The sequence below is a fragment of the Pseudomonas sp. NPDC089428 genome, assembly GCF_044749325.1.
GTDB lineage: Bacteria > Pseudomonadota > Gammaproteobacteria > Pseudomonadales > Pseudomonadaceae > Aquipseudomonas.
Genome location: NZ_JBIVHT010000018.1, coordinates 95540 through 109951, shown reverse-complemented (window position 1 = coordinate 109951; position 14412 = coordinate 95540). Strand labels below are relative to the sequence as shown.

At 62.5% G+C, this 14412-nt stretch carries 13 protein-coding genes; 6 read left to right on the top strand and 7 right to left on the bottom strand.

What is annotated here, in order from left to right:
- The 5 genes from tssI to ACIPZ5_RS24200 all read left to right on the top strand — a co-directional run.
- The coding region (gene tssI / locus ACIPZ5_RS24220) for a type VI secretion system tip protein TssI/VgrG (RefSeq protein WP_400811018.1) at nt 1-1328 on the top strand (1328 nt) is incomplete at its 5' end.
- Nucleotides 1329-1349: 21 nt separating this feature from the next.
- The gene (locus tag ACIPZ5_RS24215; RefSeq protein WP_400811016.1) at nt 1350-1934 is read left to right on the top strand and encodes a DcrB-related protein; all 585 of its coding nucleotides are present in this window, start codon (nt 1350-1352) and stop codon (nt 1932-1934) included.
- Complete coding sequence (locus ACIPZ5_RS24210) at nt 1927-3042, top strand: PAAR domain-containing protein (protein WP_400811014.1); 1116 nt, start codon at nt 1927-1929, stop codon at nt 3040-3042. Before ACIPZ5_RS24215 ends, ACIPZ5_RS24210 begins: the two co-directional genes overlap by 8 nt.
- Nucleotides 3039-3650: a suppressor of fused domain protein gene (locus tag ACIPZ5_RS24205; RefSeq protein ID WP_400811012.1), complete on the top strand. Its 612-nt coding sequence runs from the start codon at nt 3039-3041 to the stop codon at nt 3648-3650. The genes ACIPZ5_RS24210 and ACIPZ5_RS24205 overlap by 4 nt, the downstream gene beginning before the upstream one ends.
- A gap of 183 nt (nt 3651-3833) precedes the next feature.
- On the top strand, nt 3834-4265 hold the full coding sequence (locus ACIPZ5_RS24200; RefSeq protein ID WP_400811010.1) for a DUF2628 domain-containing protein: 432 nt from the start codon (nt 3834-3836) through the stop codon (nt 4263-4265).
- A 450-nt stretch (nt 4266-4715) separates the two neighbouring features.
- Here ACIPZ5_RS24200 and ACIPZ5_RS24195 read toward each other — a convergent pair whose 3' ends face one another.
- Genes ACIPZ5_RS24195 through ACIPZ5_RS24170 form a run of 6 tightly spaced genes read right to left on the bottom strand, consistent with a single transcriptional unit; the run spans nt 4716 to nt 11520 of the window.
- On the bottom strand, nt 4716-6341 hold the full coding sequence (locus ACIPZ5_RS24195) for a BatD family protein (RefSeq protein ID WP_400811008.1): 1626 nt from the start codon (nt 6339-6341) through the stop codon (nt 4716-4718).
- A complete protein-coding gene (locus ACIPZ5_RS24190; RefSeq protein WP_400811006.1) occupies nt 6338-8056 on the bottom strand; it encodes a tetratricopeptide repeat protein in 1719 nt (572 codons plus the stop codon). The genes ACIPZ5_RS24195 and ACIPZ5_RS24190 overlap by 4 nt, the downstream gene beginning before the upstream one ends.
- Nucleotides 8053-9129: a VWA domain-containing protein gene (locus ACIPZ5_RS24185; RefSeq protein ID WP_313713999.1), complete on the bottom strand. Its 1077-nt coding sequence runs from the start codon at nt 9127-9129 to the stop codon at nt 8053-8055. Before ACIPZ5_RS24185 ends, ACIPZ5_RS24190 begins: the two co-directional genes overlap by 4 nt.
- On the bottom strand, nt 9122-9616 hold the full coding sequence (locus ACIPZ5_RS24180; protein ID WP_400811004.1) for a DUF4381 domain-containing protein: 495 nt from the start codon (nt 9614-9616) through the stop codon (nt 9122-9124). The genes ACIPZ5_RS24185 and ACIPZ5_RS24180 overlap by 8 nt, the downstream gene beginning before the upstream one ends.
- A complete protein-coding gene (locus tag ACIPZ5_RS24175) occupies nt 9613-10557 on the bottom strand; it encodes a DUF58 domain-containing protein (protein ID WP_261940979.1) in 945 nt (314 codons plus the stop codon). Before ACIPZ5_RS24175 ends, ACIPZ5_RS24180 begins: the two co-directional genes overlap by 4 nt.
- A gap of 3 nt (nt 10558-10560) precedes the next feature.
- Nucleotides 10561-11520 (bottom strand): MoxR family ATPase, encoded by a 960-nt coding sequence (locus ACIPZ5_RS24170; protein ID WP_027919334.1) that lies wholly within the window; start codon nt 11518-11520, stop codon nt 10561-10563.
- 202 nt (nt 11521-11722) lie between these two features.
- On the opposite strand from ACIPZ5_RS24170, the gene ACIPZ5_RS24165 reads away from it, so the two are divergent.
- On the top strand, nt 11723-12985 hold the full coding sequence (locus ACIPZ5_RS24165; RefSeq protein WP_400811022.1) for a T6SS phospholipase effector Tle1-like catalytic domain-containing protein: 1263 nt from the start codon (nt 11723-11725) through the stop codon (nt 12983-12985).
- Nucleotides 12986-13069: 84 nt separating this feature from the next.
- Here the strand turns inward: ACIPZ5_RS24165 and ACIPZ5_RS24160 are convergent, their stop codons facing one another.
- Nucleotides 13070-14401 (bottom strand): MFS transporter, encoded by a 1332-nt coding sequence (locus tag ACIPZ5_RS24160; protein WP_400811002.1) that lies wholly within the window; start codon nt 14399-14401, stop codon nt 13070-13072.
- Nucleotides 14402-14412 lie beyond the last annotated feature (11 nt).

Genomic DNA, 14412 nt, shown 5'->3' with positions numbered 1-14412 from the left:
TGCTGGATGAAGCCGGGTTGTTCTACTTTTTCGAGCACAGCCTCGAAGGCCACACCTTGGTCATCGGTGACGACTCCACCGTGCTAGACGCGCTTCCCGAGCAGCCGCAGATCCGCTTTCACAGCGCCTCGGTCACCGAAACCGCCGACTCGATCACCCAATGGTGCGGCCACCGCCAGCTGCAGGCCGGCAGCATGGCGGCGCAGACCTTCGACTACCGCCAGCCACGCAACCGCCTGCCAGTGGCGATGCGCAGTATCAACCAACAGGGTGAGGTGCAGCGCTTCGAGGTCTATGACCCCGGCCAGTACACCCACAGCACGTCTGACGAAGGCGAAGCGTGGATGCGCCTGCGCATCGAGGCGTTGGAGCTGACCGGCAAACGGTTCGAGGGCACCAGCAACTGCCGCGCGATGCGCCCCGGCTACAGCTTCGAGTTGCTGCAGCACCCTGGCCATGAGCGTGGCCCGCTGGAGGAGCGCGAGTTCCTGCTGATGGAGGTGAACTGCGAAGGCCACAACAACTACCTCACCGGCCAGCAGGCCAGCTACTTCAACGCCTTCACCTGCGTGCGCAAGAAGATCCCATACCGCCCGCCGCTGGGCACGCCAAGGCCGACCATCAGCGGCCCGCAGACCGCCATCGTCGTCGGCCCGCCGGGCGAAGAAATCTTCACCGACGAACTGGGCCGGGTGAAGGTGCAGTTTCACTGGGACCGCCATGGCGGGTTCAACGAGCAGAGCTCCTGCTGGGTGCGCGTGGCACAGGCTGGGGCCAGCGGTGGGTTTGGCAGCATCCAGATCCCACGGGTAGAGGATGAGGTGGTGGTGGTGTTTCTCGACGGCAACCCGGACCGCCCACTGATCATCGGCAGCCTCTACAACAGCAGCAATACCCCGCCCTGGGCGCTGCCGGCGAACAAAACCCAAAGCGGTTTGTTGACGCGCTCGATCAAGGGCAAAGGGTCGAATGCCAATTACTTGCGCTTTGACGATAAGGGGGGCGCTGAGCAGGTGATCCTGCATGCCGAGCGCAACCTGGATACCGAAGTCGAGGCTGATGAAAAACGCGTGGTGGGTGGCAATCGGTCCATCACGGTCGGAGGCAAGCACGAGGAAACCATCCGGTTGGAAAGCAGTATTGCCGTGGAAGAAGGGTCGTATCTGGTAACCGTCGACCAAGGAGCGGTGCGGATCAGGGCGGCCACGTCCATCACGCTGCAAGTGGGGAGCAGCACTCTGGAAATGACGGCAGATGGCAAGGTCATCCTCTCTGGGGTTGAGTTGGATCTCGCCGGAAGCAGCATCATCAATCTGAACAAAAACTAGTTAGGGACAAGGAACAGTCTTATGCATCGTCCGAGCATTTATGACCGGCTTTCACAGCGGCGTGAACAACAAGAGCGACTTGAGCGTGAGCGGTTGGAACAGGAGGCATTAAAAGCAGTTCCGTCTCCGCGCTTTCTCACCAATGAGTTGAGTTTTGTTCGTCCGGAGAGATTGAAAGATCAAACTTTTCAGGTCTTTTCGATGATTGAAAGCGGACCTGGCTCATTATCGGTTGTCATAAGCAGGTCGCCAGTTGAGGTTGATTCAAAACTGGAAGAGAGGGTGCAGCAACTGCTTGGCGAAATAGATAAATCGCTATCGCACTTGCAGTGGATCGAATTCCCGAAAGTCGTAGAGGTCGCTGGAACGGATGCGAGGCGTTTGGAGTTTAAGTGGCGCCAACAAGGGCAGCCCGTACACCAGATTCAGTTTGTCTTTATCGTGCGCGATGAGTATGGGCTGTTTTTGCTTATGCAGATAACGGCGACTAGCAGCAGTCTACACGGCATGTCTCTGGATGATAGGCAGCTCTTTGAGTCGATTGTGCAAAGCGTGCAGTGCAGGGTCAGTAAAGACGGTGCGGAAGCAGGGAGGTCTGATGAGTGAGGCTGCTCGGGTGGGGGATCCGATTGAGCACACCGCAGCACTAGGTGGGCTCCTAGCAGGGTTGGCTGTCGGAGCAGTTGCGTCTGCTTTAATAGTTGGGACAGGTGGATTGGCTGCTGTGGCATTTGTTGGTGCAGGGGCAGCATTAGGAGCCGGAATTGGCCAGCTCATTGGCGGTCTGAATTATTTTGCTGACAACGCTGGAAAGATCTTATCTGGGTCGAAGGATGTCTATATAAACGGATTGCCTGCAGCGCGAGCGAATATTGATATCGTCGGTTGTGATGAACACAGCAGCGCCCCGAAAAATATCGCCCAAGGCAGCGATTCGGTTTATATCAACAGCATGCCAGCGGCGCGGGTTGGTGATAGGGCTGTATGTGATGGGAGAATATCTTCAGGCTCGGCCAATGTCTTCATAGGCGGTGGAACAGTCACGACAGATGCAATAGATCCGGAAGTAGAAGAATGGTTAGAGGTGGCGATTTATGTTGTGGGTCTCGGCTGCGCGGTGGCACTGACCGGCCCAGTCGTAGTGTCCGTTGCCTTGGCGGGAGGCTACATTGGTAACAATGTTGGAGAGTGGGCGGGAGGAGAGATTTTTGGCAACACCTCTGATGGTCAGAAGATCACAGCTTTAGCTGGGGGCTTGATTGGTGGTGGTGTGGCTGCCAGAGGAATGGTCGGATTTGAACGTAAGCATATATTCACGAGTAGAGGCTTTGGGTCGAATTTAGGCGGCGCTGGGGTTCGACCTAAAACGCTGGAAGATAAGCCTTCGAATTGGTCAGGCTTCAAATACCGGCGAGGCAAATTTCGTAAGGGTGTCCGTGAAAAGGTATGGGAGAATGCAAAGAATGAGAGCCCTGATAGACTCGTAAGGGATCCCTTGACTCAAGTTACCATGAAAAGAGTAGAGCCTTGGGACATGGGGCATAAGCCAGGGCACGAACACTGGAAGCATGTCAGAAGTGCGGAAGCTAGGGGGCTCACTAGAAAAGAGTTTCTTGACGAGTTTAATCGGGCCGGTCAGTATAGGCCGGAGCTTCCCTCTTCGAATAGAAGTCATGCGGGAGAAATAAAATCTGATTTATATTTAGGGCCATGATGAATATTCCAAGTGCGCAGTGCAAAGAAGTGGCTAAACACGCTCTAAAAATTTTTGGGGGCGACCTTAAGGTTCAGGCATTTTACAATGATACCAAAAGTGTCTCAGTGGATGTGCTGACCACGCTCGACTCTGTTCATGTTGGCGTAAAATCGATAGGAACAATAGGGCTTTCTGAAATACCGCTTTTTACAGAGGATGGACATGAGTTTGCTACGAGAGTAGAGTTGTGTGCAGGTGCGCTGACTGAAGAGATTTTCTGGGAAAAGGCAATAGCTTCCGTCGCCTTTTATGTGAGAAGGCATCAGCGAGCTGTAATGCCAGGAGACGTTGTGGTTGATGTGCTTAGTGAGTATGTCGACCATCCTAGGATGCCTCACGTGTATTTGACTATTCCTTTTATGTGGAATGACGCCTTCTTTCCAGAGCTAGGCTTTTCATCGCTCAGAATAAATTGGCTGCAATGCATTTCGATTTATGAGGAAGAGCGGGTATTCATAGAAAAATTTGGGGGAGATGCGTTTGATGACTTACTTTCCGAGCAGGAAATAAATACGCTTGATTTCAATCGCATGCCAGTTAGCTTGCCGCCGTTCATGGGTGATTAAAATTAGGCGAGTATCCAATTCTCAGTGGGGTCTAGGAAGCCAGTCTGTTAGGCTGCATTTGTGACTTGGTTATTACTCTGCGCGAATTTCAAGGCTTGCCCACAAAGCAACCCTGAACTATCCTCCGACCCGGCCATACTCATGGCTATTCATCACCCACGGACGATCATCACGGAGTTCCCCATGGAAGGTATCCCGCAATCCCAATCCACCTCTGCCAACCTCAAGCCGATATGGCAAGAGCGTTTCGCCTTCTTCGATCAGCACGGCGCGCCGACCTCCGAGTCTTACAAAGCTGCTTTCCGTGCCTTGCCTTTTCGCAAGAAGCTGCTGATCAACAATAACTTCATCGGCTTTTTCTTCGGCCCGATCTACTGGTTCGTGCTGGGGTTGTGGAAGAAGAACCTGGTCATGCTGGCGATCATGATCGCCCTTGGGTTGCTGCTGGGTGTCGTCGAGGCGGTGACGGGGAGCGAGATTCCGCGTCCGGTGGATAACGGGATCAGCATGGCGTTTGCGTTTCTTTATAGTTTCTTGAGCAACCGGGCTTATTACCTGAAGCAGACCAAAGGGCTGAATGGCTGGAACCCGTTTGAGGGGCAGCGGTTTATCTGAGTTTTTGATGGTGACAGGGTTGGCAGGAGCTTGGCGAGAAAGATCCAGTGCCTGTGAGATCGAGCGCCGCCCGCGCGGCGCATCGCGGATAAATCCGCTCCTACATCTGTTTCGGGCCAAAGGTTCCTGTGAGGGCAGCGCTGTCCGTCTTGTTTGTAGGGCTCAAGACATATGCAAAGGCGGGCAACCATGGCGTAACAGGTTCGGTACGTTGCAGCATCGCGGATAAATCCGCTCCTACATCTGTTTCGGGCCAATGGTTCCTGTGAGGGCAGCGATGTCTGCCTTGTTTGTAGGGCTCAAGACATGTGCCAAGGCGGGCAACCATGGCGTAACAGGTTCGGTACGTTGCAACAAATGTAGGAGCGGATTTATCCGCGATGCGCCGCGCGGGCGGCGCTCGGTCTCACAGGCGCAGAAATCCTCCGCCAGGCCCCCCAAGCCACCCCCTCACTTCGGATAAAGCGGCGGCAAGCTCCCACTCTCACCAGCCGGCAACAACACCTGTTCCGCCGGCGGAATCGTGCCGATCGCCCGCCACAGATCCTCACCCTGCCAATACTGCCCACTCTCGCTGTACAACGCCCCGTTCAACCCATCCAGCGCATCCGACAGCGGTACGAAACGCGCCGCCATCTCGGCCAGGGTCTCCGGCTGCTGCCGCGCCCAGGCATCGAGCGCCTGGCGGGTGGCCTGGGGGTCGTTGGCCTGGCACGCGCGCTTGAGGTCGTCCAGCAAGGTGCGTGGGCTCGGGCCGTTCTGCGCAGCACGCAACACCGCCGGTTGCGAGCGGGCGCGCCACCACAGGGCGAAGCCGAGCACCGTGGTCAGGGCGAAAAGCAGGGTGGCCAGCTGCCAGGGCCAGAGCAGGTGGCTGGCACCGCTGCTGTCGCCGACCGGGGTGTCGGCGCTCAGTGCCGGGTTGTCCTGCACGTCCAGTGTGCGCGCCGGCAGGCTGCTGTGCTCCAGGTGGTCTTCGCGGGTGTTCCACCAAGTGACTTCCACTGCCGGCAGGGCCAGATTGCCGCTGTGGGTCGGCACCAGCGCTTCGCGCTCCTCGCGGTTGGCAGTCATGCCGCGTTCGCTGATCTCGTTGCGCAGCACCGGTTGGTCCGGGTAGCGGCGCAGGCCGACGATTTCGGTGGCAGGCAACTGCGGCAGTTGGGTGCTCGACAGGCCCTCGGCGCGCAGGGTGATACTGCGCGTCAGCGAGTCGCCAATCTGTGGCTGCTGGTTGGTCGGGTCGGGATTCCAGTGCTCTTCCAGGGTCAGCTCACGTGCCGGCAGCCAGGGCACGTTGGCAGGCCAGGCTGCGGGGATGGGGCGTACGGACAGGCGTAGCGGCAATGAACTGACCTGCACCTGGCGGCCAGCCCGGGCGGTACCGGCGGGTTGCTGGCCGTTGTCGGCGGCGGTGGCGGTAAAGGTCAGTGGTGGAATCTCCAGGCTGCCGCTCTGCTGCGGGTACACCGCGTAGCGGGTTTCGATCACCCCGTGGCGCACGCCGTTGATTTCTTTTTCGTAGGTGCGCGATTCGCCCAGCGGTTCGACCTTGGCGTTCTCCAGCTGCAGCGGGCTCAGGCTGCTGTCATCGTACAGCGACACCGAATGGTAGATGCGCAGGGTCAGCACGGCCTGGGCCTGCACGTACACGTCGTTGCTGTCCAGGGTGGCCTCGACGAACACCTGCGAGGCGGTCTCCGGGCGGCTGGCGTCGGCCTGCAGCACTTGCAGGTCGATGGCCTGGCTGAACGACTGGCCCAGTTGCAGCTCGGGGATGCGCAGGCTACCGCTGCGCCGTGGCAGCAGGGTGATGATCCAGCGGGTGCTGGCGCGGGTTTCGCCGTCGAGGGTGTGCAGGCTGTTCAGCTGGCGGGTGCCGCGCACTTCGAAGTCGCTGTCCAGGGCGTGCAGGTCGGGCTTGCCGAACTGGGTCACGTCCTGGCTTTCGAGGGTCAGCTCAAGGGTTTCGCCGGCCTCCAGGCGCGTGCGGTCGACGCTCGCCTGCAGCGTGGGTAGGGCCTGGGCCATGACGGCCCACAACAGGCTGAGAACAAAGACGCCGAAGCGACTCATGGTGATTTTTCCTGATGCAATTGCTGTTCATACCAGAATTTGCGCCGCAACAGCTCCGCCGGGTTGTCGGGGATCTCACGCAGCCATTGTTCCAGGGCCTGGCGCTGTTCAGCATCGAGGTTGGTCGATACCGGGCGCGGTGGGGGCTGGGTGATGCTGTCGTCATCGCCGCCCTGGTTGCCAGGCGCCGCCTGGCTGTTGTTGTTGCCTTCACCGGGTTGCTCGGTGCTGGCTTGCTGCTCACTGCCTGGCGTGCCTTGTACGGGGCTGCTGGCCGAGCTGCTGTTGCCTTCGGTTTCGCTGCCCGGGGTACCTTGGGCCTCGCTGTTGGCCGGTTGTTCCTCGGCCTGGGCATCGCGTTGCTGCAGCAATTGCTGTACCAGCGCCTGGTTGGCCAGTGCCGGTTGCAGGTCGGGCTGGCGCTCCAGCGCCTGTTCATAGGCGTCCAGGGCAGCTTCCAGTTCGCCGCTGCGGGCCAGGGCATTGCCTCGATTGTAGTGGGCCGCGGCGCTGTCGCTGTGGGCGAAGGCCTCGGCGGCACCGGCGTAGTCACCGGCCTGGTACAGCGCCATGCCGCGCCACTGCGGGTCCTGGAAGTGCCGGGCGGCATCTGCCGGGCGTTGCTTGCGCAGCAGCATCTGGCCTTGTTGATCGGGGCGTAGCCACAGGTCGTTGAACTCGAAGGCCTGGCTGGGTTGCGGCAGGGCCAGCAGCAGCGGCAGGCAGAACAGCCAGCCGCGGCGCCCGGCACAGGCGGCCAGCAGCAACAGTGGTAGCAACAGCCAGTAACCCTGGTCGGCCCAGCTGTCCAGTTGCAGGGTCTGGCCGGCATCACGCAGGTGGCGCGGGTTGTCGAACAGGCCCAGGCCGCGCAGGTCTAGGTCGTCGATGCGAGCATGGCGGTAGCGCCCGCCGGTGCCACTGATGAAGGCTTTGAGGCTGGCGCTGTCGAGCCGCGGCAGGAGGATGCCACCCTGGTCATCCTTGAGGTATTCGCCATTGGCCTGGCGTACCGGCGCGCCGTCGCTGGTGCCGATGCCGAGCATCAGCAGGCTCGGGCCCTGGCGGCCGAGGGCCTGGGTGATGCCCTGGCGTTCCGGCGCGCTCAGTGCCGAACCGACCAATAGCAGGCGGCCTTGGCCCAGGCCGCTCTGGGCCAGCAGGGCCAGGCCTTTCTGTACGGCCAGGTCGGCGCGCTGGCCGGGCTTGGGCATGATCGACGGGTCGATGGCCTCCAGCAGGTTGCGCGTGGTACCCAGGTCGTCCGACAGCGGCACCAGGGTATGCGCACTGCCGGCATAGACGATCAGCGCGGTCTGGCTGTCGCTGCGGTGTTCGAGCAGGTCGAGGATCTTGCGCCGGGCCTGTTCCAGGCGGTTGGGGGCAACGTCTTCGGCGAGCATCTGCGGGGTCAGTTCGAGCAGGATCACCAGCGGGTCGGCCGGGCGCTGGCGGGTTTCTTCCAGGCGTTGCCAGCTCGGCCCGAGCAAGGCCAGCACCACCAGCAGCCAGGCCAGGCCCAGGGCTACCCATGGCAGCTTGCTGTTGCTACCGCTGCCGCCGCCGAGCAGCACCGGGTGGAAGGCCGGCGGCAGGATCATCTGCCAGCGCCCGGCGCGCTTGCGCCGGTGCCACAGCTTGAACAGCAGCCAGCCGAGCAGGGGCACGACCAGCAACCAGAGCGGGCGCAGCCATTGTGGCCAGAGATCGATCATCGCCGTTTCCTCAGGCGCAGGCGTTTCAGGCGCTGGCGCCATTCCGGATGAGGCTGCAGGAAGCGCGGTTTGCGCAGCACCTTGTGCAGCAGGTTGTCGGGCCATTGTGCCGCCACCACCAGCAGCACGCTGAGCAGCAGGGCCAAGGCCAGCGGCCAGGCATACAGGGCTTTGGCGGTGCGCGCCTGGGTCGGTTGCTGCGCCACCGGCTCAAGCTGGTCGAGAGTATCGCCGATGGCGTTCAGCTCGGCGCCGTCATGGGCGCGGAAGTAGGCGCCGTGGGTGATGTCGGCAATTTCCTTGAGCGACGCTTCGTCGAGGTCCAGGCTCGGGTTCAGGCCGAGCAGGCCGGGCGTGCCGCTGGCCTCGGGGTTGGCGCCGATGCCGATGGTGTAGATGCGCACGCCTTCCTGGGCTGCCAGGCGGGCGGCGGTCAGCGGGTGGATCTGCCCACCGTTGTTGGCGCCATCGGTGACCAGCACCAGCACCCGGCTTTGTGCCGGGCGTTGACGCAGGCGCTTGACCGCCAGGCCGATGGCGTCGCCGATGGCAGTGTTCTTGCCGGCGATGCCGATCTGCGCCTCGTCGAGGAAGGTGCGCACGGTGCGCCGATCGAAGGTCAGCGGTGCTTGCAGGTAGGCCTGGCTGCCGAACAGGATCAGGCCGACACGGTCGCCTTGGCGGTCCTGCAGGAAATCGCCGAGCAGGGCCTTGACCAGGTCGAGGCGGCTGATGTCTTCGTCTTTCCACTGCATGTCGGGGAAGTCCATCGAACCCGAGACATCCACCGCCACCAGCAGGTCGCGGCCGCTGGCAGCCACCGGCACTGGTTCACCGAGCCATTGCGGCCGTGCGGCGGCCAACAGCAGCAACAGCCAGATCAGCACATACGGCGCCTGCTGGCGCAGGGTGGGCAGGTTCAGGCGGGCGCGGCGCCCGGCCAGGCCTTCCAGTTCATCGAGAAAGCCAACCTTGAGCACCGGTTCACCACTGTCGGCGGCAGGCAGCAGCAGGCGCGCCAGCCACGGCAGCGGCAGCAGCACGAAGATCCACGGCCAGGCCAGTTCAAACATGTTTGCGAATCCAGGTTTCGACAGCCTGGCTGAGCCCGACGATGGCCTTGTCGTCGAGCTTGCACTCGGGCTTGTAGGCGCCTTCGACCAGCACCATCCAACGGGTCAGGCCGGCTGCCGGGCAGCGGTTGTCGAGAAACGCCAGCCACTGGCGACCGTTCAGGGTATGGCTGTTGGCGCCAGGGTAGTGGTTGCGGCACAGGCGCTTGAGCAGGGCGTTGATCTGCTGCAGCCAGGCGCCGGCCGGGGCGCCGTCGTAGGGGCGCGGCAGGCGGGCGAGTTCGGCCAGGGCTTCCAGGCGCACCGGATCGAGCGGCAGCTCGGCGCGTACCACCGGGTGCTTGCCCGGGCGCCAGCGGCGCAACCGCCACAGGCCCCAGACCAGCAGCGGCAGCAGTGCGAGCAGCAACCACCAGCCCGGTGCCGGTGGCCACAGGCCGATCGCCGGCGGTGCGATCAGCGGTTGCAGCTGGTCCAGCGGAGTCATTGACTGCTCCTGGGGCGCTGGGCGTTCAGGTACTCGCGCAGTTGCTCGATCATTTCGCTCTGGGTGCTCAGCGGCATCAACAGCACGCGCAGTTTCTGCGCCATCAGCTCCCAGCGCTCGATGCGCGCTTCGGCCTGTTGGCGGTAGGCCTGGCGCAGGTTGGCGTCGAGGGTATCGAGTTCCAGCTGGGCGCCGCGCTGGGCGAAACGCAGCAGGCCGGCAGCGGGCAGGGCGTGGTCGAGCGGGTCGGATACCGGCATCAGCAGCAGGTCGCAATGGCGCGAGAGCATGGCCAGGTGTTGCTCGGCCTGGGTGCTGAGCGAGCGTTCGTCGCAGATGACGATGGCCAGGCTACCGGGGCGCAGCACTTCACGGGCGCGGCGCAGGGCCAGGCCGAGGCTGTCGGTCTGGGGCGCGGCTTCGGTGTGCAGGGCCTGGTTGACCTTGGCCAGGCGGTTGAGCAGTTGCAGCAGGCTCTGCTTGCTGCGCCGGGGTTTGATCTCGTGGTGCTCGTTGTCGCCGAACACCAGCCCACCGATGCGGTCGTTGTGGCCCAGCGCGGCCCAGCCGAACAGCGCGGCCGCTTCGGCCGCGAGCACCGACTTGAACATCAGCCCCGAGCCGAAGAACAGGCGCTGGCTCTGTTCGACGAGGATGAAGATCGGCCGCTCGCGTTCTTCGTGGAACAGCTTGGTGTGCGGCTCCTGGGTACGTGCGGTCACACGCCAGTCGATGTTGCGCACATCGTCACCGGCCTGGTACACGCGCACCTGGTCGAAGTCCACGCCTCGCCCACGCAGCTTGGAATGGTGCAGGCCGACCAGCGGGCTGCGCTGGCCGGGGCGGGAAAACAGCTGGATCTCGCGCACGCGGTGGCGCATGTCGATCAGTTCGGCGAGGCCGATGCGGATGCCGGGTTCGGCCTGCTGCGCGGTGGGCATGGGTCAGGCGACGGCCACGACGTCGAGGATGCGCTGGACCACGCGGTCCTGGTCGATCCCCGCCGCTTCGGCTTCAAACGACAGGATGATGCGGTGACGCAGCACATCGAACAGCACTGCCTGGATGTCTTCGGGGCTGACGAAGTCGCGCCCGGCCAGCCAGGCATGGGCGCGGGCGCAGCGGTCGAGGGCGATCGAGCCCCGCGGGCTGGCGCCATAGGCGATCCAGTCGGCCAGCTCGGCGTCGAACTTGGCCGGGGTGCGGGTGGCCATGACCAGCTGCACCAGGTATTCCTCCACGGCATCGGCCATGTACAGGCCGAGGATTTCCTTGCGCGCGGCAAAGATCGCCTGCTGGCTGACCCGGCGCTCGGGCTTCACTTCACCGCCCAGCGCTTCGCCACGGGCCTGGGCCAGGATGCGGCGTTCCACGGCGGCATCGGGGAAGCCGATCTTGACGTGCATCAGGAAGCGGTCGAGCTGGGCTTCGGGCAGTGGGTAGGTACCTTCCTGTTCGATCGGGTTCTGCGTGGCCATGACCAGGAACAGCGGCGACAGGTCATAGGTGCTGCGGCCCACGCTGACCTGGCGCTCGGCCATGGCTTCGAGCAATGCTGACTGGACCTTGGCCGGGGCGCGGTTGATTTCGTCGGCCAGCACCAGGTTGTGGAAGATCGGCCCCTGCTGGAACACGAAACTGCCGGTTTCCGGGCGATAGATCTCGGTGCCGGTGATGTCGGCCGGGAGCAGGTCGGGGGTGAACTGGATGCGATGGAACTGCGCTTCGATGCCTTCGGCCAGCTCTTTGATGGCCTTGGTCTTGGCCAGGCCCGGCGCACCTTCGACCAGCATATGGCCGTCGGCCAGCAACACGATCAACAGCCGCTCGACCAGCTTTTCCTGGCCTAGGATCTGGGAGGAAAGAAAAGTGCGTAGCGCGATCAGCGCTTCACGGTGTTCCATCGGCGGCGGTTCCTGGGTCTGGGCCAGGTCGCGGGCGACCTGGCTGGGGGGGATACTTTAATCTATCCGTGATGCCGCGTCGAAATCTGCGCTCGTGGTTTGCAGTGTTCTTCGATTTTCTACCCCACCGAAGGGGTGTTTGTCTGGTGCCTTCTAAACCGGAAGGAGCATGACCGTGAACAAGCATCAGCGCATTGTGCGGATGGGGCTGTTTTTCGATGGCACCAGCAACAACCAGAACAACCTGGCACCTGTCGATGACGATGGCCGCAACTTCAATGACGACAGCTACGCCAATGCGCGGAGCAACATAGCCTTGCTGCACGCGCTCTATCCCTGCGGGGATGTCGGGCAGCAGGTGTTTTTCAAGCTTTACGTGGAGGGGATCGGCACCCTCGCCGGGGAGGCCGACACGCTTTTTGGCAAGATTACAGGAAGAGGCGCAACCGGGGTGCAGGCGCGGGTCGAGCAAACCTTGCTGAAGGTGGGTGAGCTGTTGCGCGACTACCTGGGCGACGAGCCGCAGGCCGTGCCGGAGCGGGTCGAGTTCGACCTGTTCGGTTTCAGTCGCGGGGCGGCGGCGGCCAGGCACCTGGCCAATCGGTTGGGCGCGGGCGAGCCGGGCCTGCCGGTTGAATTGCAGGTGGAGCGGCAAATCAACTTCATCGGCCTGTTCGACACGGTGGCAGCCATTGTCGCTCCGCTGCAGGGTAACTTCAGCCCTGCCAACACAGACTACGGTGGCTTGCGTCTGGGCCTGGGCAGGCATGTCGCGCGGCAGGTGGTACAGCTGGTGGCAGGGCATGAACAGCGGCATAACTTTCCGCTGGTGAGCAGTGCAAACGATATCGTTGTGCCCGGCGTGCACTCGAATATCGGCGGTGGGTACCTGGAAACCATGCGCGAGCACGTCTTGCTGTGCAAGCCGCATGTATGCCGTGTTTCGCGTACGAAGCCGGTTGAACAGACAAGTGCCTGGGCGGCAGCCAATACCCTGTTGGCATCAGCGTTCGCTGACGTGGCTGAACCACGTGCGCAGCTGCTGACCTGGGAAGAGCCGGTAGCCGGAGGCCGGGCGAGGCGTGAAGACCTGGAAAAGCTGGTGTACGCCGCCGTGTATCGTGAGCGAGAGGTGAGCGGGCACTTGTCACGCGTGTACCTGAGCATCATGCGTGAGCTTGGCGTGCGAGGCGGAGTGCCTTTCATGCCGTTGGGCGATGATGAGGCCCACCGGTTGCCGGACGAGTTGGGGGGGATCAGCGCGAAACTGCATGACCATGTGCTGGGCGCCAAGGGCGGGCCAGTGCTTTCAGCTGACGAAGAGGCGTTGCTGCAGTGGAAATATGTGCATCACTCGGCGAACTGGAACGCGCCGGGTAGTATGCGGGGCAGTCCGCTGGATGTGATTTACGTCAACCGGCCAGCGGAGGGGGGCAGGGTGGTTCATGAGAACCCGGTTGACTGAAGGGGGCTGCCTTCCTGGCGGTCCACAGGTACTCCCACTGTGCGCAAGGCTTGTGGATTCTCTGTGGCGCCGCCAGCACGGGCTTCAGTTCTTCGAGGTTGAATGCTTGCGCCCCTGGTCGCACAGGGCGAACACCACCACCAGCACCCCGGCAATCGCCAGGATCAGCGCCACGCCATCGGTGGAATGGGTCGCCGACCCGGCCACCAGGGCCAACCCGCCCAGCGGCGCCAGGCCGCCGGCTACCGCCGTGCCGATCTCGCGGCCGGTGCCAAAGCCGGACGAGCGTGTCTGGGTCGGGAACTGACGGCTGAGGAACGAACCCTGCGGGGCGAACATCATCGGCGCGAGGATGCCGGTCCCGATCGCGATGGCGATGTAGATCTGGGTGGGCTCACCGGTGCTCAACAGCTGCAGGAACGGGTAAGCGAACAGTGCCGACAGCACTCCGCCGAGCATCAGCACGGTTTTGCTGCTCCAGCGGTCGCACAACCAGCCGAAGAACGGCACGGCGAAGATCGCCACCAGGCTGGCGATGGTTACCGACAGCGAGGTGACATGCGCTTCCACGCCCTTGAACTGGGTCAGGTAGGCCAATGAGAAGGTCTTGAAGATGTAGCTCAGGGCGTTGTAGCCGATGGCCACGAAGAACACCACGGTCAGGCCCTTGAGGTCGTTCCTGAACAGCAGCTTCAACGGCGACACTTGCGGCTTGCTGCTGTCTGCCTTGTCCAGCTCTTTGAAATCCGGTGTCTCGGGGATGCTCTTGCGTACCCACAGGCCGATCGCCACCAGGGCGATGCTGGCAATGAACGGGATGCGCCAGCCACCGGCGAGGAGGAAGTCATTGCTATTCATGGTCAGCAGGTAAACGGTCAGCGACGACAGCAGCAGCCCCAGGTTCAGCCCCAGCGCCGGCCAGGCGCCCTGGCTGCCGCGCTTGCCTTCACTGGCATGTTCGTAGGAGGTGACTGCCGCGCCGGACAGCTCGGCACCTGCACCCAGGCCCTGGATGATGCGTATCACCACCAGCAGGATCGGCGCCCAGATGCCGATACTGGCATAGCTTGGAATCAGCCCGATCAGCGCCGTGCACACACCCATCATGCAGAAGGTGATCACCAGCACATGCTTGCGACCGAAGCGGTCACCCAGGTAGCCGAACAGGACGCCGCCGAAGGGGCGGGCGATGAAGCCAATGGCGAAGGTGGAGAAGGCCAGCAGCGAGGCCACCGCGGGGTCGCTGGCATCGAAGAAGATCTTCGAGAACACGATCGCCGCCATGGTCGCGTAGAGGTAGAAGTCGTACCACTCCAGCATCGAGCCGAAGATGGTCGCCGCCGCCACCTTGCGCAGGCGCTTGCGTTGCTGTTGCGGGGTCTCGTGCGCGGCCGGGGCCGCCTCATGTACCGACATGGGGGGTTCCT